The 17,548-nt window shown below is 58.1% G+C and carries 21 protein-coding genes; 18 read left to right on the top strand and 3 right to left on the bottom strand.

The window, feature by feature from the left end:
* Nucleotides 1-3: 3 nt before the first annotated feature.
* Nucleotides 4-408, top strand: coding sequence for a hypothetical protein (locus IFT57_RS00735; RefSeq protein ID WP_192149905.1), 405 nt, complete (start codon nucleotides 4-6; stop codon nucleotides 406-408).
* Nucleotides 405-890, top strand: coding sequence for a phage tail assembly chaperone (locus IFT57_RS00730; RefSeq protein WP_192149903.1), 486 nt, complete (start codon nucleotides 405-407; stop codon nucleotides 888-890). Before IFT57_RS00735 ends, IFT57_RS00730 begins: the two co-directional genes overlap by 4 nt.
* Before the next feature lie 122 nt (nucleotides 891-1,012).
* Here the strand turns inward: IFT57_RS00730 and IFT57_RS00725 are convergent, their stop codons facing one another.
* Entirely contained in the window at nucleotides 1,013-1,321 is a 309-nt protein-coding gene (locus tag IFT57_RS00725; protein WP_192149901.1) for a hypothetical protein, read from the bottom strand.
* Between the two features lie 88 nt (nucleotides 1,322-1,409).
* Between IFT57_RS00725 and IFT57_RS00720 the strand changes: the two genes are divergently transcribed.
* The 16 genes from IFT57_RS00720 to IFT57_RS00645 all read left to right on the top strand — a co-directional run bounded on the left by IFT57_RS00720 (nucleotide 1,410) and on the right by IFT57_RS00645 (nucleotide 15,686).
* Nucleotides 1,410-3,236 (top strand): phage tail tip lysozyme, encoded by a 1,827-nt coding sequence (locus IFT57_RS00720; RefSeq protein ID WP_192149899.1) that lies wholly within the window; start codon nucleotides 1,410-1,412, stop codon nucleotides 3,234-3,236.
* Nucleotides 3,233-3,853 (top strand): phage baseplate protein, encoded by a 621-nt coding sequence (locus IFT57_RS00715; protein ID WP_192149897.1) that lies wholly within the window; start codon nucleotides 3,233-3,235, stop codon nucleotides 3,851-3,853. The genes IFT57_RS00720 and IFT57_RS00715 overlap by 4 nt, the downstream gene beginning before the upstream one ends.
* Nucleotides 3,850-4,152: a phage baseplate plug family protein gene (locus IFT57_RS00710; protein WP_192149895.1), complete on the top strand. Its 303-nt coding sequence runs from the start codon at nucleotides 3,850-3,852 to the stop codon at nucleotides 4,150-4,152. Before IFT57_RS00715 ends, IFT57_RS00710 begins: the two co-directional genes overlap by 4 nt.
* Nucleotides 4,145-5,098 carry a baseplate hub protein gene (locus IFT57_RS00705; protein WP_192149893.1) on the top strand — a complete coding sequence of 318 codons (954 nt, stop codon included), beginning with the start codon at nucleotides 4,145-4,147 and terminating at the stop codon, nucleotides 5,096-5,098. Before IFT57_RS00710 ends, IFT57_RS00705 begins: the two co-directional genes overlap by 8 nt.
* A gap of 8 nt (nucleotides 5,099-5,106) precedes the next feature.
* Entirely contained in the window at nucleotides 5,107-5,781 is a 675-nt protein-coding gene (locus IFT57_RS00700; protein ID WP_192149891.1) for a Gp138 family membrane-puncturing spike protein, read from the top strand.
* The gene (locus tag IFT57_RS00695; protein ID WP_192149889.1) at nucleotides 5,778-6,143 is read left to right on the top strand and encodes a hypothetical protein; all 366 of its coding nucleotides are present in this window, start codon (nucleotides 5,778-5,780) and stop codon (nucleotides 6,141-6,143) included. Before IFT57_RS00700 ends, IFT57_RS00695 begins: the two co-directional genes overlap by 4 nt.
* Nucleotides 6,143-7,402: a baseplate J/gp47 family protein gene (locus IFT57_RS00690; RefSeq protein ID WP_192149887.1), complete on the top strand. Its 1,260-nt coding sequence runs from the start codon at nucleotides 6,143-6,145 to the stop codon at nucleotides 7,400-7,402. The genes IFT57_RS00695 and IFT57_RS00690 overlap by 1 nt, the downstream gene beginning before the upstream one ends.
* The gene (locus tag IFT57_RS00685) at nucleotides 7,399-8,058 is read left to right on the top strand and encodes a DUF2612 domain-containing protein (RefSeq protein WP_192149885.1); all 660 of its coding nucleotides are present in this window, start codon (nucleotides 7,399-7,401) and stop codon (nucleotides 8,056-8,058) included. The genes IFT57_RS00690 and IFT57_RS00685 overlap by 4 nt, the downstream gene beginning before the upstream one ends.
* Nucleotides 8,058-8,933 (top strand): tail fiber protein, encoded by an 876-nt coding sequence (locus IFT57_RS00680; RefSeq protein WP_192149883.1) that lies wholly within the window; start codon nucleotides 8,058-8,060, stop codon nucleotides 8,931-8,933. Before IFT57_RS00685 ends, IFT57_RS00680 begins: the two co-directional genes overlap by 1 nt.
* Nucleotides 8,930-9,121, top strand: a complete 192-nt coding sequence (locus tag IFT57_RS00675; RefSeq protein ID WP_192149881.1) for a hypothetical protein — start codon at nucleotides 8,930-8,932, stop codon at nucleotides 9,119-9,121. Before IFT57_RS00680 ends, IFT57_RS00675 begins: the two co-directional genes overlap by 4 nt.
* Before the next feature lie 7 nt (nucleotides 9,122-9,128).
* Nucleotides 9,129-9,578, top strand: a complete 450-nt coding sequence (locus IFT57_RS00670) for a terminase small subunit (RefSeq protein ID WP_192149879.1) — start codon at nucleotides 9,129-9,131, stop codon at nucleotides 9,576-9,578.
* Nucleotides 9,575-11,185, top strand: a complete 1,611-nt coding sequence (gene terL, locus IFT57_RS00665) for a phage terminase large subunit (RefSeq protein ID WP_192149876.1) — start codon at nucleotides 9,575-9,577, stop codon at nucleotides 11,183-11,185. The genes IFT57_RS00670 and terL overlap by 4 nt, the downstream gene beginning before the upstream one ends.
* A 65-nt stretch (nucleotides 11,186-11,250) precedes the next feature.
* Nucleotides 11,251-13,050 carry a hypothetical protein gene (locus IFT57_RS00660; RefSeq protein ID WP_192149874.1) on the top strand — a complete coding sequence of 600 codons (1,800 nt, stop codon included), beginning with the start codon at nucleotides 11,251-11,253 and terminating at the stop codon, nucleotides 13,048-13,050.
* 319 nt (nucleotides 13,051-13,369) lie between these two features.
* Nucleotides 13,370-13,996: a hypothetical protein gene (locus IFT57_RS00655; RefSeq protein WP_192149873.1), complete on the top strand. Its 627-nt coding sequence runs from the start codon at nucleotides 13,370-13,372 to the stop codon at nucleotides 13,994-13,996.
* Between the two features lie 109 nt (nucleotides 13,997-14,105).
* A complete protein-coding gene (locus IFT57_RS00650) occupies nucleotides 14,106-14,762 on the top strand; it encodes a glycoside hydrolase family 19 protein (RefSeq protein ID WP_192149871.1) in 657 nt (218 codons plus the stop codon).
* A gap of 327 nt (nucleotides 14,763-15,089) precedes the next feature.
* The gene (locus IFT57_RS00645; RefSeq protein ID WP_192149869.1) at nucleotides 15,090-15,686 is read left to right on the top strand and encodes a hypothetical protein; all 597 of its coding nucleotides are present in this window, start codon (nucleotides 15,090-15,092) and stop codon (nucleotides 15,684-15,686) included.
* A gap of 147 nt (nucleotides 15,687-15,833) precedes the next feature.
* Here IFT57_RS00645 and IFT57_RS00640 read toward each other — a convergent pair whose 3' ends face one another.
* Nucleotides 15,834-16,916 carry an acyltransferase gene (locus IFT57_RS00640; RefSeq protein WP_192149867.1) on the bottom strand — a complete coding sequence of 361 codons (1,083 nt, stop codon included), beginning with the start codon at nucleotides 16,914-16,916 and terminating at the stop codon, nucleotides 15,834-15,836.
* Between the two features lie 284 nt (nucleotides 16,917-17,200).
* Entirely contained in the window at nucleotides 17,201-17,452 is a 252-nt protein-coding gene (locus tag IFT57_RS00635) for a hypothetical protein (RefSeq protein WP_192149865.1), read from the bottom strand.
* Nucleotides 17,453-17,548 lie beyond the last annotated feature (96 nt).

The raw sequence follows: 17,548 nt of genomic DNA, 5'->3' as shown, positions 1-17,548 counted from the left end.
ACCATGGCACTGAATGACCTGTCTGTAGAAAACACGATCGTCGTGATCACCGGCGTCGGGGTGATTGACGACTGGGGCCGCACTGATCCCCCGTTCATCGTTGAGCCTATCGACGACCAAGCGAATCTCAGTCGCGGCCTTGGCGGGAACGCTGTTCGCTTCCACCGCAAGAATCCCGGCCTTCGCCTTACCCTGAACCTGATGCCCGGCAGCCCGCAAGCGCTGGCGCTTCAGGCGCAGGTAGCAGCAAGGTCGGAGGTGTCCGGCTCGTACGCATCCATCGCCGGGCTGGAAGGCGCAGTCTTCTCCGAGGGTGTTGTGACTCGCGGTAAATCGATGGCTCGCGGCGGCCCAGGCATGAACGACGCCACCTTCATCATGGAATTCAACAAGGGCGTGATCGTATGAACCAGGCCGAGTTGATGGTTCGCACTATCGAGCACGAGGGTGTGACCTACCGCTTCGCCATGCCGAGCGCCGAGAAGCAGCGCGCCATCCTGTTCCGGCTCGGCAAGTACGGCGTCGAGCCCATGATTCGCGGTTTGGCGCTCGCCGAGGTCGGCGCCAGCTCGTCGATCGCGGTCGCTGGCGGCATCGTCGGCACCATGCTGGCGCGGATTCCCGAAGACGACTTCAACCTCATCTGCGACTCGCTGCTGGGCAAGCTCTTCGTCGAAGGCAGCACGACGCCGGTGACGCTGAATGACTTCTCGGGTCGGCTGAAGACGTACTTCACCGTGGTGGTTCTCGCCTTGGGCACCACATTCGAGGATTTTACCGGACTCCTGACCCTCTTCCAGAAATCTACCGATTCAACCGAGTCGGTGGTTCCGGGCCAGGAGAGCGAGTCAACCCAGCCATCGACTGGGAACTCTGGCGACCCTGCATAGGCATTCCGGGCCTATGCCCGCCGCTGTGTCAGTACAAGGATCTGCAGGACGGAACCTACTCGCTCGGGTGGGTGAAGCGGGCCAATCTGGCCATGGATGAAATGCTCTACGCGCGCCACCTCTCAGATCTCAGTCGAGACAGCTGAGCCAGCCGGTGCCGGGCATTTCCCCCACGCAGATGCGCCGTCGCGCGGGTTGGTCTTTTGTGGGCACCAGCCCGCCTGCTTCAGTTCGTCAATGATGCTGTCGCGTTCGCTGCAGTACTCATGCGTCAACGCCTGATCCCCCGAGCCGCCTCTGCACTTGCCATTCAACTCCTCGGCAAGATTTATCAGGGGCTGGGCGCGCTGCAGCTTGCTGTCGGCGCTGACCATCGGCGCGAACAGAACGAGCGCGCATAGAGCTGATACCGCTGGGTAGTTGGTTCTCATGGGTGCGCCCTGCCATTTTCGGAAAGATCCATTTTAGCCCAGGCACGGTCGCACTTGGGGCCTTCAATCATGACTACAAGGTGACTCTGTGAAGGTCTTGGAGCAGTTTTTAATATCGCTCGGCATGAAGGTCGACGAGAAGTCCTTCCAGACCGCCGATAACGCATTCGGCGGCCTGACCCGTTCGGCTCTTCAGCTCGGCGCTGTACTCGCGGGGAAGCTCGCCATCGACAAGGTGGTCGGCGATTTCAAGCAGGCTGGCACCGAGCTGAACAACTTCAACAAGCTCACCGGTCTCGGCGCTCAGAACGTTCAGATGCTGGGCCAGGCCATTGCCGCTCAGGGCGGCAGCGCTGCCGACGCTTTTGCGGACATGAAGAAGATCCAGGACCTGATGGCATCGCCCATCACCGGTGACACCGGATGGTTCGGTGATGTCGCAAAGCTCGGCCTCAACCCTGACGCAATCATCGGCGCGCAGGACACCGCCGAGGCCCTGGCCAATATCGCTGGTGAGTTTGAGCACATGTCGGCGCTGAACCAGCGTCTCGCTGGTAATGCGCTTGGCCTGGACGACTCAACGGTCCGTCTACTGATGCGTGGCCGTGCGGAGGTCGAGAAGCAACTCGACGTGCGCGGCAAGCTTGGCTTGATGACTGAGCAACAGATCGAAGACTCCGCCCGGCTCACGAAGGCATCCAGCGAACTGGACATCGCGTTCACCGACATTGGCAACACCATTGCCGGCGAGCTTGCTCCCGCCTTTGCGGAGATGGCCGAAGACTTCGTGTCGTTCTATCGCAACAACAAGGACCTCGTAGATTCAGGCCTCAAGGAGTTCTTCGGCGGCCTGGCCGACAACATTCAGCTGGTGGCGGTCGCCATGACGCTGATGGGTGGCTCTGCTGCCTTGAAGGGGCTCGCTACGTTGAGGAACCTGGTCGGCTTGGGCGGAGCAGCAGCTGCGGCCCGCACTGCTGCCACCGCTGGTGCTGCCGGTGCCGGTAGCGCTGCTGCTGGTGCAACGGCCGGCGCCTCAATGCTGGCTGTCGGTGCCGGCGGTGTCGCCGCAACGCTGTACTCGAGCAAGCTCAACGAGAACGAAGACACAGAGCTCCTGAACAACAAGCTGAAGAAGGGTGGCACGTTGGCTGCCGGGGCGACGGTCGACTTCTTCAAGGCCAAGGGCTGGACCGAAGAGCAAGCGATGGGCATCGCGGCCAATCTCCAGCAAGAGAGCGCTTTCAAGGCAGACGCCGAGGGCGACAACGGTGCGGCGTACGGGCTCGCGCAATGGCACAAGGATCGCCAGGCCAGCTTCGCGAAATTCGCCGGCAAGGACATCCGGCAATCGACCGGCGCCGAACAGCTCGAATTCGTCAACCACGAACTCACCAGGGGCAACGAGCGGACTGCCGGTAACAAGCTCCGCATGGCCGCGACGCCCTACGAGGCTGCAAGTGTTGTCTCCACCCAGTACGAGCGGCCGAAGGATAGAGATGGTGAGGCTGCTAGGCGTGGCGAAATAGCCGAGTCCTACGCCGGGTCCCGCGCAAGCGAAGCGGTATCGCGCGCGCCAGAGCTGACTGCCGAGCAAGTCGCACAGCTCATTCGTGGGGTCGAAAGGCCGGACAAGCCGGAAACCGGATTGCTTGATGGCGTCGAGTCCTGGATCGAATCCCACCGCAAGCCCCAGCAAGACTATTCGGTGAATACGGTTGTTCAGCACTCTCCAGAGCAAGTGCGCGCGGCATCCCCGGAGCAGGCCTCGAAAGCCCCACCCGCGGCGATGAACGACAACCGGCAATACCACATCCATGGCGCGGACACCGAGAAGGTTCGTCAGCTGCTCAATGAACAGATGGGCCAACTCGCCGAGCAGACCGCGCAAGACTTCAGGAGTCCAGAGCAATGAGCTTGATGAGCATCTTCACCAAGACCCTGCCCAAGATCGGGCCGCTGGAGTTCGACGCCAAGCTCGAAGGCATTGCCAGCAAGGCCGTGGTGCTCACGCAGTACCCGGTCGAGTTTGGCGCGAATGCCAATGACCACGCGATCCTGATGCCGAACCGGTACCTGCTCACCGGTGCCGTTTCCAATACCCCGCTGGGGCTGGGCTTGAGCGATATCGGGATGATGGGTGCCGGCGCCGTTGCCACCGCCGTCGGGGGTGTCGCAGGGGCTGCCATCTCGGCAGTGTCGGCATACCTGCTATCAGGATCAGAGGACACTCGGGCGGCCACCGCCTGGGCGTCGCTTACCGCAATCCTGGAGGCGCGCGCCAAGTTCGACCTCGACACCGGCAAGGAGATCATGCGCGACATGATGCTCATTCGGCTTGATGAGCGGACTCGGCCCGAGAACGAAGACGGCCTGGTCTTCATTGCCGAACTCCAGCAGCTCAGGACGCGCACTTCAAAGGTCGGGCGCGGCGTTACCTCTGCCGACCAGCTTCTCCAGAACGATACGGTGGCCACCCAGGGCGCCCCTATGGTCGACAACGGTTCCGCTTCCGTCGAGGTTATCCAATGAGCCGATTCAAGGTTGAGCTGCAGGCTCTGCCGGCTCAGAAATTCACAGCCAGGCTTGGCAGCAGCACGCTGACGATCGAGCTTCAGTGGATGGCTCGTGCCGAGGTGTTCCGCGTGAACATTTTCACCGCCCAGGGCGCGACCCTGACAGCCGGCCGCTACCTACTGCCCGGCGCAGATCTGCTCGCCGGCCTGTATCCACCGCCGGGCGCGAACTATGGATCGCTGATGCTGGAAGGCGACATGGCCACCCCGGCCAATCTGGGGATCAACAACATGCTGGTATGGGCCGATGAGTGACGAAATATTCCTGCGCCGATATCGCCTGAAGGTGGGCCGGGATACCGGAACTCTCACCTACGAGATGAACCCCTTCGATACTACTGAGGGTGACCGTGACGGTCTCCGTATCGCCTTCCAAGTGACGCATTTCGCCGGCGGCGCCTTCAGTATCGCCGAGATCACTATCTACAACGTCAACCGCTACTCCACCCGGCAAATGCTGGGCGACGGTATCGCCAAGAAGTACGAGTTCATTTCGCTCGAGGCGGGATACGAAAGCCAATTCGGCGCCATATTCAGCGGCCAGATCACAAACGCCCAGCGCGTGCTGGAGGAAGGCGGCTCAACCCGGGGTGTTCGATTCTTCTGCAGGTCGACCGCCAAGGAACGTGATCAAAACCTGATCAACGTCACCCTGGCGCCCGAGACAGATCCGGTCCAGATCATTGAGGAATGCGCCCGTCCATTCGGCGCTGAAGTCCAGTTCTACGGTGACTTCGCCAACCTGAAGAGGCGCTCGCGCGGCACCGTGCTGCAGGGGAATCCAATCGCCTGCATGAACGAACTGGCTGAGGCATACACCTTCGACTGGATGGTAGAGAACGGCGCGATGAAGATCATCAAGCGCGACTTCGCCATGCGCGACCAGGTCTATGTCATCAGCTCCGATACAGGAATGATCGGCTCTCCCATTGTGAGTGATACGGAGGTGGGTATTCGTTGCTCCCTCAATCCGAAGCTACGGCTCGGCGACACCATAAAGCTGGAGTCTATGGCGCCGCGGTTCGAGTTCTCAGGTGCTTTCTACTACGACATCCCCCGCACCATTGGTGAGGGTTACTACAAGATTTATTCGCTGGTGTTTGCTGGCGACTCCCATGGCGATCTGTGGGAGAACCAACTCAGCTGCTTGCGCCTCGGCGCTGCGGCGCAGGCCGGCATATCTGCGAGGGCTACTCGATGAGCGAATCAATGAACGATCCGCTCCCATCCCGCACGCAGTCCAGGTTCAGCCAGATGCTGCGCGACTCGTTCGGCGAATACCTGAAAGACAACATGCGCACCAGCGTCCCAGGGCACGTGCTGACCTTCAACCCAGTAAACCAGATGGCCGAGGTCCAGATCGGCCTGATGCTCGAGGACAGGCTGGGCAACCAGCACGCGCGCCGGCCGATCATATGCGTCCCGGTCCAGTTCTGGGGCGCCGCTGGCGGAACGCTGGAATGTCGGGTGGGCAACGGCACCGAAGGCGCCCTGTTCTTCTCGCAGGAGTGCATCGACTCATGGGTTGACCAGGGCGGCGTGGCGGTCAAATCCGAGCCTCGCCGATTCTCGATGAACGACGCCTACTTCATCCCAGGCATCCGCTCGCTGCCGGGCGCTATCACGGACTTCGCCAATGACGGTATTCGCCTGCGCAGCAACGACGGCAGTGCGTACTTCTGGATCCATGACGATAAGACGCTTGAACTGGATGGCATCTCGCTCAACGTGAAATGCACATCCAACTTCGAGAAGCCGGTCAACTTCGAGCAGGCCGTGACCACCGAAACCACTATCACGAACCAGGGCATCAGCATCGGGTTCGAGCACGGTCACATCGGTGTGCAGGCAGGTAATGGCGTAACAGGGGTGGTGAATCCATGACCGTTCGAAGGCTCGACGAAGACGGCGACCTGGCTATGGGTCAGGTCAAACTGCTGACCGGCTACGCCGCGGCTGAAGTCGCGCAGAACGTGGTCACTCGACTCAAGTTCTTCTTGGGCGAGTGGTTCCTTGACACCTCGGACGGCACCGACTGGTTCGGTAGCGTCCTGGGCAAAGGTTCAGCCATGGCTTCACGCGAGTCCGTCATACGGCGCCGCATCCTGCTGACACCCGGGTGCGCCGGCATGACCGCCTTCGCGGTCACCGCAGACATCGCAACGCGCGAGCTTACGGTGAGCGCCACGATCGTCAGTCAATCCGGCGAAAGCGCCGACATCAACTATGTACAGGCGATTGTCTAATGGCTCAAATCACCGACCAGGGTATCGCTGGGCAATCCCTCAACGACTATCTGGGCGACATCAAAGACGGCACCCTTGCCATCGACCCGGACTGGAACATCGATCCTGACTCGCCAGACGGCCAACGGATCGGGATCGAGGCCGAGCTACTGGCCAACCTCGACGAGAATGTCGTTGACGCCTACCGAAGCAAGGACCCCGACAGCGCCCAGGGCGAGGCCTTACGCAACATCGGGAAGATATCCGGTGTGCAGATCCGAGCCGCGACCTTCTCCGTCGCCAGCATCTCGGTCACTGGCCAGGCCGGTGCGGTCATTCAGGCCGGCTCACAGGTGCGCAGCCGCATCGACAACACGCAGTGGCTGACAACCTCGGCCATCGTGATCGGCGTGAGCCAGACCGGTACCGGATTCGTCACCTGCGCGGTGCCCGGTCGGGTGCTCGCTGCCACTGGCGACCTGACGATCATCGGTACGCCTCAGGCCGGCTGGTCGTCGGTCACGAGCATGGAGGCTACGCCCGGTACCGCTGCCGAGTCCGATTCCGAATTCCGGATCAGGCGAAACCGGTCTGTATCTCTGGCCGGCAGCAACATGAAGGACAACATGCTGGCGAACATTGCCAACGTACCCGGCGTCACTGACGTGAAGATCCTGGAGAACAACAGCGATTCGCCCACTGATCCGGACGGTATCCCATACACAGCTATCGCGGTCATCGTGAACGGCGGCACGGATGCTGACATTGGCCAGGCCATGTACGAGAAGTACAACCCCGGCACGCCGATGTATCCGCGCTACAGCACCAAGACCGATAGCTGGGTCGACGCCCCAGGCGCAACCGGCGTCAAGGTTGAGGTGATCTCCGCTCGCACTGGCAACGTGGAGACGATGACCTTCCAGCGAGCGATAGGGCTTCCAGTCCACGTGGCACTGAACGTCAAAAAGGTCGGGAACCTGCCGAGCGATATCGAAGACAGACTGCGCAAGGCGATCATCGAAGACTCAACACGCACGCTGTTCTCGGGTGAGACGGTCACTGGCTTCAACCAGGGCGGCTATGACATCGGCGAGTTGGTCCCAGTGGGCCGCCTGTACACCCCGGTGAACAAGATCCTCGGCCAGTACGGTGACAGCTACATCCAGACGCTCACCATCGGCCTCTCGGCCGGCAGCCAGGGCCTAACCCCGATTCAGCCTGGAATCGCCCAGATGGCAACCTTCGACGCCGAAAATATTGTGGTAACGGTGACCTCATGAAAATGGATCACGTCGCGCGCGCCAAGCTGCGCATCATCAATCAGTACCGCGGCAAGCCGCGCATGACCAAGTGGCTGACGCTGCTGCCGGACATTGCCAACCGCCGGCTTGAGGCGCCGCTCGACCAGATCACCCAGAGCTACGACGTAGATACAGTCACCGGTGAAATGCTCGACGTCATCGGTCGTATCGTGGGCATTCCGCGGCCCATCCTCAGGGGGGCTGCCTACGACGTCTTCGGGTACGCAGGCAACGACAACTACACCAACTACAACGTCGCGCCGTACATCGGCACCGGTGCGGACGTAGACGCGCCGCTGAACAACGACCTCTACCGCAAGCTGATCAAGGCCAAGATTGCCCGCAACGTCAGCGACGGTACGAGTGACAGCATCATCGAGCTGCTGGAGATCGTGATCGGCGTCAAGGTCACTGCGCTGTCCAGCAACGGCGACAAGTCCTTCGACATCGGGATCGCGTCGGAACTCGACAACACCACCCAGTACCTGCTCGACAACTTCGACCTGATCCCGCGCCCTCAGGGCACTCGCATCGGTCAGATATTCATCCTCCCTACGAACATTGCCGCTATCGAGCAGGCCTCGAATCGCATCTATTCGTTCGCCAATTTCACGCTTCCAGGAGATGTAGCCTAATGGCCAGACAGCCTTTCAATACGCGCTGGGCCCAGGGTGTGGAAACGCAAGACAACGAGAACGTCTACCAAGCCCCTGGCGATGTTCGGTTGGACAAAGGCTGGGAGGGCGGGCAAGACAAGGACGCGCCACGGGCTGGGCAGGAAAACTGGTGGCACAACCGCGTAGATACGGCGCTGCAGGACCTGGAGCGCCGTGGGGCGATGACCTGGCATGCACAAGCGGTATACGCCGCCGGCGCGCCGTGCTTCGCGAGTGACGGCAACTACTACGAGTCGCTTGCCGAAAACAACGTGGGGAACATCCCACAGAGCAGCACATCCTACTGGCGCCTGATCGGCCTGAGCCTCTACTCGAGCTTCAGCGTTGGTGAGTACAAGGACGTGTCGCACAACGGATCGCCTGATTCCGGCTGGCTGAAGTGCACGGGAGCGGTATTGCTGCGCGCTGCTTACCCAAAACTATTTGCGGTTATCGGTACCACCTACAACATCGGGCAGGAATTGAGCACTCAGTTCAGGCTCCCGGATTGGCGCGGGCTTTTTCCTCGCGTTCTAGATGACGGCCGCGGCATCGACAATGGACGCGTGCTAGGCAATGCGCTGCAGGCGAGCCAGAACTTGGCGCACTCGCACAACGCAACCACAGCCAGCGCCGGCCAGCATACCCATACCACCACAATCCCCAGGGAAAGGATTGGTGACAGCCAAATCAACAACAACACCGTACTCGGGGACCAGTCAACAGAAGGCTTCAATAACCTCCAATCAAGCGCCGCCGGCGCGCATACGCACACGGTCAGTATCACTAGTAATGGCGGCTCAGAGGCGCGATCGGTGAACTTGGCCCAGGTCCGATGGATACGATACCTATGAGCCAGAAGACTGTTTACCAGTACGACGCGCAGGGCTGGTACCTGGGCGAAACGACCGCTGACCCTGACCCGCAGGTAGCGGGCAACTGGCTGCTACCCGCCAGCACCACCGAAACCAAACCCCCAACATTCACGGCCGGCAAGATCCCCAAGTGGGTCGGCTACAAGTGGAAATTGATCAACCCTTAGGTGGCATATGGAACGCAAGGTTAAGAGACGCTTCACCGACAAGATGGAGCTCTTCTGCCTCGCCTATGTCGAGACCGGTAACGCCTCCGAGGCGTACCGCCGGGCCTACAACACCACGAACATGGCCGAAAAGACTGCCCAGCGCGAAGGCTACAACACCCTCCAAAAGCCGCAGGTGCAGGCGCGAATCGAAGAGCTAAGGACAAAAGTCATGGAGCGGCATGAAATCACGGTCGACACGCTCCTGCGTGAGCTGGAGGAGGCGCGCAAGGCTGCTCTAGGGGCAGAGACGCCCCAAGCAGCGGCTGCGGTAGGTGCCACCATGGGCAAGGCGAAGCTGCTCGGCCTGGACAAGAAGATCGTGGAATTGAGCGGCAAGAACGGCGCACCTATCGAGACGAAGTCCAGCGTCACAGTTGACCAGCAGGCGCTGAACTCGGTCCTGGGCTGCTTATGAATGATCTGCTCGACTGGGAGGCAATGAGCAGCGCAGAACGGCAGGCAGCAAGACTTATCAGCGAGCATTCACCCCTGTCGTTCATGCGCGTTTGGTTTCAACTCAACCAGGGCATGAAGTTCCTCTGCAACTGGCACCACCGCTACATGGACTACACCGCCCTGCAGGTGCTGGAGGGCAAGCTCAAGAACGTCGTCTTCAACATGCCGCCAGGAGGGACAAAGACCGAGTATTGGTCCATCCACCTCCCGGCCTACGTCATGACGAAGTACGACCGGACGCGCAACCTCAGCGTCTCGTACTCGAAGGCCCTGGTGGAGGAGAACTCCAACCGCATCAAGTCGATCGTCGAGAGCAGCGAGTATCAGGACCTCTGGCCCTGCTCGCTGGGCAAGTCAGACGTGGCCAACTGGATCATCTGTGACGAGGACGGTCGCAACAAACACCAGATGTTCAGTCGCTCAACGGGCGGGCAGATCACTGGCGTGCGTGGCGGCTACATCTCCGGAGGGTTCACCGGCTTTATCAATCTGGACGATCCAGAGAAGGCTGATAGCGCGTTCTCGGCCACAATGCGGGCCAAGGCCCAGCGGATCGTTACGAACACCCTACGTAGCCGGCGTGCGTCACCTGACACGCCTGTGATCTGCACGCAGCAGCGCCTGCATACCGACGACGTGTCTGGCTTCCTGCTCAAGGGCGGCATGGGCCTGGACTTTACGCACATCAAGGTCCCGGCTCTGGTGACGCGCGACTACATCGAAAGCCTGCCTCCAGAGATCCAGGAGCACGCCGAGCGCGACGTTTTCAGCGGGCCTTCGGTAGTGCGGGGCGGCATCGAATACTGGTCCTATTGGCCGGCCAAGGAATCGGTCGCCGATTTGATGGCTCTGTGGGACCGGGATTCCTACACCATGGTGAGCCAATACCAGCAGGAGCCGGTGGCGCTCACTGGCGGCATGATCGATGCGGACTGGTTCAAGACCTACGACCAACTGCCTTTTCTGGTCTGGCGCGGCGTATACGTTGACACAGCCCAGAAGACGGGAGAGCAGCACGACTACTCGGTGTTCAGCCATTGTGGCCTGGGCATCGACGGCAATCTGTACATCATCGAGATCGTGCGCGGCAAGTGGGATGCGGGCGACCTCGAGGCCGAAGCGTTGCGAGTTTGGCAGCGCTGGCAGCCCTGGGACCAGTTCCGGCCGGCAGCGCTTAGATACATGCGCGTCGAAGACAAGTCGTCCGGTACCGGCCTGATCCAAACGATCAGCAAAAAGGGTGCTATCCCGATCGAGCCACAGCCCCGCGGGCCGGCGGCCAACAAGGTCACCCGGTGCATGGATGCGGTGCCATGGTTCAAGTCCGGGCGCGTGTTCGTTCCAGCGCTTTATGACGAGCAGGGCAGAAAGATCGAGCACGTCCGTGATCACCGCGGAGGGTCCGTGGCGATCACTGACTGGGTGGTTCCTTTCCTAACCGAGGCTGCCGCCTTCACCGCAGACGACAGCCACGCATTCGATGATCAGGTAGACACGATCTTCGATGCCGTGGCGGACATGCTTATCAGCAACAGTGGCGACTTCTTCTCCAGCGGCTGGCTTTAACCAAATCTGAAATTCCACGCTGACCAGCCTGGTCGCGCTCATTAAATTCGCCTTAAGGAAATGACATGGCTGACCAGACTCAGCGGCTAGAAATCGCCACCGTAAAAGCGGAGGTCGGTAGCAACATCCTCTACCTGTTCTCGAACGCTGCGGAAAATGCGCAGCCCATCGTGACCGAGTCCGGAGAAATCAGGAACTTGAAGCAGGTGATTGCCGCCATCCAGGAGGATGGAGCTGAGAAGATCAGTGTCGCAACCACGATTTATCAAACCGCTGCCGCCGGCCTCGCTGCTACTGCAGATGGCGGGATCTATCTTGTGCAGTCAGGTGATGCCGATAAGATTTACACCGTGTGGCGAAATCAAGCAGGTGCTGCAGTAAATACCGGCAAAACTGCTATGTCTTCGCAGGCCATTCAGGACGCTCTTGCGGCTTCAAATGATGCTGCTCAGGCGGCCGAGGACGCTGCGGATGTGGCCACCAATCGCACGGCAGGCCTGCTTCAGCCTTCGGCACTTGCTCCAGCAGCGCGAGATAATGGTCTGCCGCTACAAGTTGGCGATCGTTACTTCAATACAGCGTCTCAGGCCGAGTACATATATTCAGCAAATGGCTGGGCGGCAAATGATAGCATTGAGGCTTTAGAAGAGCTCAAAGATGGTCTTGGTGACAAGGCGGACACCAGTAAGGGTATAGCTCTGGTCTCGCTATATCAATTTGGCGCCGCTGCGCCAGGACAAGAAAGGCCTATTAAGAAAGGTTTTTGGACTGATACCCCCAGCGGAGCTAACCTTTGGCGGTTTCGTGACCGAATTCTGGTCGGTGCGGCAGCCCAGGCGAATGGTGCCGATGATCCTGGATCCGACAAGACCTGGGTCGGGTACACCTCTGGCGGCCTAATGACCTATTTTGAAACAAGGTCTACCGCAGCAATATTTTCAGATAACGGGGTCATCGCAGGAGCATTTGCTAGCAGGAGCTCAGATCAGGATGTGGTGAAGGGAGGGCCATGTATTGCGGTTGCAGGCCTGGCCTATAATAATAGGGCCAACAAAACCGCATGGGGTGGATACTTTACAGCTGTAAAAGATAATGACACCGTAATGTATACTCATGGTGCTGAGGTAGATATTGCGAACCGTGGGTCGGTGGTTGATATAAACCCGTACAACATGACCGTACCGGGTCAAACGGTTGCAGCTTGGTTAAGAACAGGCGGTGAAACTGCTGAAAGTGGGCAAGCTGTTAATCCTGCATCCGCGTGTATGGGGGTTGTCGGGAGTGTTAGCAGTAATCCAAATGCAGTATTCAGAAAAGGCATAGTATTTGCCGCGAATGCTATTCAGGTTGACGCGACAGGAAAGGCCCCTGCGATAGTATTGGCCCGCAATCAAAAGATAGAGTGGGTTCTGGATGGTAGCGGCTCTAAAGCGGGCGAGCTAAGGTCTGATGCAACCTCGTCAACTAATAGGCTGAATGCTTCATTCAACAATAATGGATTTAGCTTATTCAGCGTATCATCAGGTGGTTCTGAAGTTGAGTCCTTCAGATTTATCGGGAGCCCCACTGCAGCAAACTTTCTTGAATTTAGGCCCGCTAACTCTGGCGGACGTCCTACTATAACGGTTCAGGGGAATGATGCTAACATAGACGCTGCTATTGCGGGCAAAGGTAGTGGAGGTGTAAGGCTTAGGGATGGCGCGGGCTCCGAGAGAATTCAGGTAAATACCAATGGTGTTGGGTTCTTCGGTAGTGTCCCTATCTCAAAGCCCACGGTTTCTGGTTCAAAGTCTGGAAACGTTGCACTTGACAATCTTCTAAAGGCATTAGCCGATTACGGGCTAATAAGCAACTCTACTAGTTAAAATTCAGGTATCCAAATGCAGGTAGATAGAATCGAACACAAGGAAGCTTTGCTCGAGCTGCTTATGCAAGCTTCATTTCCTGGAAAAATGATAGATTTCGTTCATGAACTGCAGGAGTCCATAAGAAGCGCAGACGTCGTTGCTCCTGAGGGGGTGAGCGAAGGAGGTGACGGATCATGATTTCCTAAGTCCTGTGGTGGCCTAGGATGCCATTAGGGGCCGCGATTATCGGTGACGGCTGTTTTCAAAAAGATAGCACTAGCCTGTATCCAAGCAATCTCCTATGATTGGCGGAAATTCGCCAGATGGAGCAGGCACAGTGGAAGAACCAAACGTGAAGAAATGGAGCGCTAGCGACATATCTAATTCTCCTCACATGGAGCCCGAAGGGGTGGAACTTCTGGCGGCGAGGCTTTCGGGTGCCAAGGTCTTCTTAGAGTATGGCGCGGGCGGGAGTACGGTATTTGCAGCATCCCATGGGGTGGAGTCCATATATTCGGTAGAGTCTGATCGTGGCTTCCTATCAGCAGTATCTGATAAATTATCAACCTTGACCTCGTTCAATCCAAGTTTTACACCTGTTTTTGTAGATCTGGGGCCTACAGGTGATTGGGGGGTTCCTACTGATAAGTCGACAGCCGAAAGATGGCCGTACTACTGTTCAAAAGTATGGGATGGTTTTCTAGCAAACGACGTCTATCCGGACGTGGTTCTAGTGGATGGGCGTTTCAGAGTTGCGTGTTTCTTAGCTTCACTTATATTTGCTAAGGAAGGTTGCACAATACTTTTTGATGATTACACAAACCGCCCCCACTATCATATTGTTGAGAAATTCATTAAGCCAAAGTCTATATCTGGGAGAATGGCCGAATTCGTCGTGACTAAGCGTTTGCCCACTAAAAAGATAGTTCTCGAGCTAATCAAGCATTCTACATCTATGTCTTAATTCAGGGGTGGAGTATTCCGAGTTGCTGTTCGCTATCTCAATTTATCTATAAGCAGCTATATGCTGAATAGCCCGCCTGGTGCGGGCTTTTTTTCGCCTGGAGAAAAGCATGCCCATAACCGAGATGCAGTTTCTGCAGATCATCCCCAACGCCGGCCAGAAAGCCGGCGTTTTTGTTCCTGTACTGAACGCAGCGATGTTCGCCTTCAACATCAGCACGCCGGCGCGCGCCTCGGCCTTCGTTGCTCAGGCAGGCCATGAGTCTGCCAACTTCACCCGACTGGTGGAAAACCTGAACTACTCAGTGGAGGCGCTCCTGTCGAAATTCAGCCGGGCGCGGATCAGCGAGGCCCAAGCCCGGCAGTACGGCCGGACCGCTGCCCGCAAGGCCGACCAGGTGTCTATTGCCAACTGCATCTATGGCGGGGATTGGGGCAGGCTCAAGCTGGGCAACACTGAGCCAGGCGATGGGTGGAAATTTCGCGGGCGGTCACTGATCCAGGTAACCGGCCGCGCGAACTACAAGGCGTGCGGGCGATCGCTCGGGCTGGATCTGCTTACAAGTCCCGAGCTACTCGAGCAGCCCAGGCACGCAGCAATGGCCGCCGGTTGGTTCTGGTCGTCGCAGGAGCTGAATGCGCTGGCGGACGCCGGCAACCTTGGCGATATCGGCAGCATCATCAACACCGGCAAGCCCGGGCGTGTTCCGCTGGGCGCCGAGGAACGCCGAGCCATTTACCAGCGTGCTTTGAAAGCGCTGGCGTAACACCGCGCGACACCCTCTGTAGGTCGTCCGAAATGGGGTTCCAAACACCCTGCAAACAACCAAGCACGCCATTGGGGGCGGCTTTTTCGAGGTAGTCACGATGGCTTCATACACCGCTCAAAATACGTTCGCCTGGCGTCTCTCCAACTCACCGGTCGTGCTGACCGCTGCAATCACGTCCGGCACAGTCGTTGTAGAGAAACAGGCCGGGGAAACGTGGGTACCCGCCTTCACATTCACAGAAACCGGCTGCCAGGCCTTGTGGTTGGGGCGAGGGAAATTCCGTGTCACCCCGACCGGAACTGCAGTCTACGAGGTCGATGAGCTATGACAGTCACCGCAGGCAATGGGATCGCCACCGGGTCGGGCACCAAAGCCTCGATTCAAGGTGTTATTGCCGGCGGCGGTGATCGGCGCGGGCTGCAGTTGATTCCGAACTACAAGTTCGCGGTCGACCTTGCCGGTTGGTCGGCTGATCCCAGCTACGTGCGAAAGACAGAAGCGGGGTTCAATGGCGGCAACCCGTTCGTCGAGTACAACGGGGTATCTGGCGACTTCAGCAACTTCACCACGTCAAACGACGCCGCCTCAGGCCTGCCTGTAGAACCGTCCACGACCTACGTGGTCAGCGGGACCAGAACCGCGAGCTTCACCGGGAACTACCCTCAGGTGCAGATCAACACCGGGGCAGATGATGGCGCAGGTCATGCTTTCCCTGGTACCAACCTTGCGTCTATGCGATTCGCGGCTGCTGCAACCGAAACCCGCTGGTCGCTTCAGTTCACTACGGCCGCCGACACCAAACGAGTCTGGATCAGATTCCAGGGCTTGGGCGGGGTCGGCAGGTTGAGGCTGATGAATTTCAACCTGACCAAGGGCGCCACCGTTCAGCCGTACTGGGACTACTTCAATAATGCTAAGTGAAGTCAGCTCAACGTGTGTTTGGATGTGGCCTAAAGCCAGTACAATGGTAAAACTACTCGCAGTACCCGAGCCTGGATCATTCCATAACAAGCAGCGCTTGTGACGCTCCATGATTACTTGAGGAGCGTCTGTCAGAAAAATTTGACGCTAACCTGGAATCAACCAACGAACCGGCTTCAGCCGTCGTATTAACCAGGTGATCGCACCGGATACCACCGATACACCAGCTAGCAGCGCCGGTACTGCAAACCAAGGGTTAATGAAGTGCCAGTCATACCCCCGGCGCTCAAACTCCCAAATTACTGCCGGATGAATTAGGTAAACACCGAAGCTTAGGCTCCCAAAGAATACCAGCCACCGATCGATCATAGGCCATCGATTGCTGAGTGAATTACTTATCCAGCGCAGTGAGCAGAATAATGCAAAGGCAGCAATTACGACTAAGGGGGCGAAATATTCATAGTACAGCTCCGTATTCACCGCGACGTCCTTGGAGTAATACCACGTGCAGAAGGCAGTAGCGCCAGTTGCCGCTGCCCAAATGAGCATGCCAAGTGCTGCGCGTATTGAATTCATGTGCATGTGCTTGTACAGAAGCGCTCCCGCAAGCATGTATGCGGGGTAAATGTAAAAAAACTGGGTGTCGAACCCTAGCCATCCAGAGTTCAGGAAACGGTTGATGAAGGGGATGACACTGGCTGCAAATAACCAAATCAACAGCACCATGATCTGCATGCGAAGTGCAGTGTTGCGGTAAAAGGCTGCCAAGATGGGAATAACAAAATAAGCAGCCAACAGACTGTACAGATACCAGAAGTGTCCGATTACTGGGCCCCGCGCTATGGTACCCAGCCACGTGGACGGAGGTGCGACAGCCTGTCTTATGGATAAATAGATGAAAAATATTAACGACCAGGCAACCAAGACGTAGAGAATACGCCATGCTCGCTTTAGAACACTGGACACGTTGTGATCGCGTGGCAACAATAGCGCACCAGTGATCATGAAGAACAACGGTACGCAGACCCTAGAAACGCTTTCCCAAATATTGATTGCCCACCAGTGCGACTCATGGATACCGGCAAAACCTTTGCCTGAAATATGAATGAGCAAAACCATGAGAGTGGCTACGATCCGCAGTGCATCGAGAGAAATATCATGCGCAAAGCGAGTAGGGGCAGCCGGGGAAGGCTGGTGATAGCCAGCTGGAGAGGGGGCAGGGCTAGTCATAAAGGGCCATCATCGAAAAAAGCGGAATATATCAGCTAATCATCAAACGGTGTAACTGATGAATTTTCATTGCGTAGGGGACAACATAGGTCATACCGCGATTCCCGAAAATAGTGCAACGAGAGCGTCGCTCGCAGAGCGCTAAGGGCGCTGGATAATTATGTGACCGGTGTGGGATGCTCAGCACAGCCCCATGATGCAGGCCACTATGGCTATCCACGCCAGTCCGGCCAATGCCAAACAGACGGCGAACGGGAAAAGCGGACCGCTTGGACCTTTGCCATTCATGCAGAAGCTGGGTCCACGTTGCCGACGATCCACAGCAGATCGCGCCACGGGAACCTGCTCTGACCGCCCATCAGCTTGCAAGTCGGACTGTGCACGAACGGCTTGCTTGAGTCGCAAAGCTGCTGGTACCCATCGCAGGTTCTGCAGCGAATGTGAGGGAAGGGGTCATCGTGCACGGACCAGAGCTTGGCCCAGGTGTCGATGTCACTCAGCTTGGGTGTGAGGTTCAGCCATTCCAGCGTGTCCATGTGCGCCTCCGTTGTCCTGGTCCAAGCATAGTGAGCGCTGGTGCTCTGCGCTAGTAGGCTCGGCTGGAGACGGATCTGGCGCTGCAGACGTTTCGG

The organism is Pseudomonas sp. CFBP 13719 (assembly GCF_014842095.1).
GTDB lineage: Bacteria > Pseudomonadota > Gammaproteobacteria > Pseudomonadales > Pseudomonadaceae > Aquipseudomonas.
The sequence above is the reverse complement of the archived record's forward strand: the minus strand, read 5'-3'. Positions and strand labels throughout refer to the sequence as shown.

Coding starts and splice junctions, on each gene's coding strand:
- IFT57_RS00735 (WP_192149905.1), top strand. CDS start 4: ATGGCACTGAATGACCTGTCTGTAGAAAACACGATCGTCGTGATCACC.
- IFT57_RS00730 (WP_192149903.1), top strand. CDS start 405: ATGAACCAGGCCGAGTTGATGGTTCGCACTATCGAGCACGAGGGTGTG.
- IFT57_RS00725 (WP_192149901.1), bottom strand. CDS start 1,321: ATGAGAACCAACTACCCAGCGGTATCAGCTCTATGCGCGCTCGTTCTG.
- IFT57_RS00715 (WP_192149897.1), top strand. CDS start 3,233: ATGAGCTTGATGAGCATCTTCACCAAGACCCTGCCCAAGATCGGGCCG.
- IFT57_RS00710 (WP_192149895.1), top strand. CDS start 3,850: ATGAGCCGATTCAAGGTTGAGCTGCAGGCTCTGCCGGCTCAGAAATTC.
- IFT57_RS00705 (WP_192149893.1), top strand. CDS start 4,145: ATGAGTGACGAAATATTCCTGCGCCGATATCGCCTGAAGGTGGGCCGG.
- IFT57_RS00700 (WP_192149891.1), top strand. CDS start 5,107: ATGAACGATCCGCTCCCATCCCGCACGCAGTCCAGGTTCAGCCAGATG.
- IFT57_RS00695 (WP_192149889.1), top strand. CDS start 5,778: ATGACCGTTCGAAGGCTCGACGAAGACGGCGACCTGGCTATGGGTCAG.
- IFT57_RS00690 (WP_192149887.1), top strand. CDS start 6,143: ATGGCTCAAATCACCGACCAGGGTATCGCTGGGCAATCCCTCAACGAC.
- IFT57_RS00685 (WP_192149885.1), top strand. CDS start 7,399: ATGAAAATGGATCACGTCGCGCGCGCCAAGCTGCGCATCATCAATCAG.
- IFT57_RS00680 (WP_192149883.1), top strand. CDS start 8,058: ATGGCCAGACAGCCTTTCAATACGCGCTGGGCCCAGGGTGTGGAAACG.
- IFT57_RS00675 (WP_192149881.1), top strand. CDS start 8,930: ATGAGCCAGAAGACTGTTTACCAGTACGACGCGCAGGGCTGGTACCTG.
- IFT57_RS00670 (WP_192149879.1), top strand. CDS start 9,129: ATGGAACGCAAGGTTAAGAGACGCTTCACCGACAAGATGGAGCTCTTC.
- terL (WP_192149876.1), top strand. CDS start 9,575: ATGAATGATCTGCTCGACTGGGAGGCAATGAGCAGCGCAGAACGGCAG.
- IFT57_RS00660 (WP_192149874.1), top strand. CDS start 11,251: ATGGCTGACCAGACTCAGCGGCTAGAAATCGCCACCGTAAAAGCGGAG.
- IFT57_RS00650 (WP_192149871.1), top strand. CDS start 14,106: ATGCCCATAACCGAGATGCAGTTTCTGCAGATCATCCCCAACGCCGGC.
- IFT57_RS00645 (WP_192149869.1), top strand. CDS start 15,090: ATGACAGTCACCGCAGGCAATGGGATCGCCACCGGGTCGGGCACCAAA.
- IFT57_RS00640 (WP_192149867.1), bottom strand. CDS start 16,916: ATGACTAGCCCTGCCCCCTCTCCAGCTGGCTATCACCAGCCTTCCCCG.
- IFT57_RS00635 (WP_192149865.1), bottom strand. CDS start 17,452: ATGGACACGCTGGAATGGCTGAACCTCACACCCAAGCTGAGTGACATC.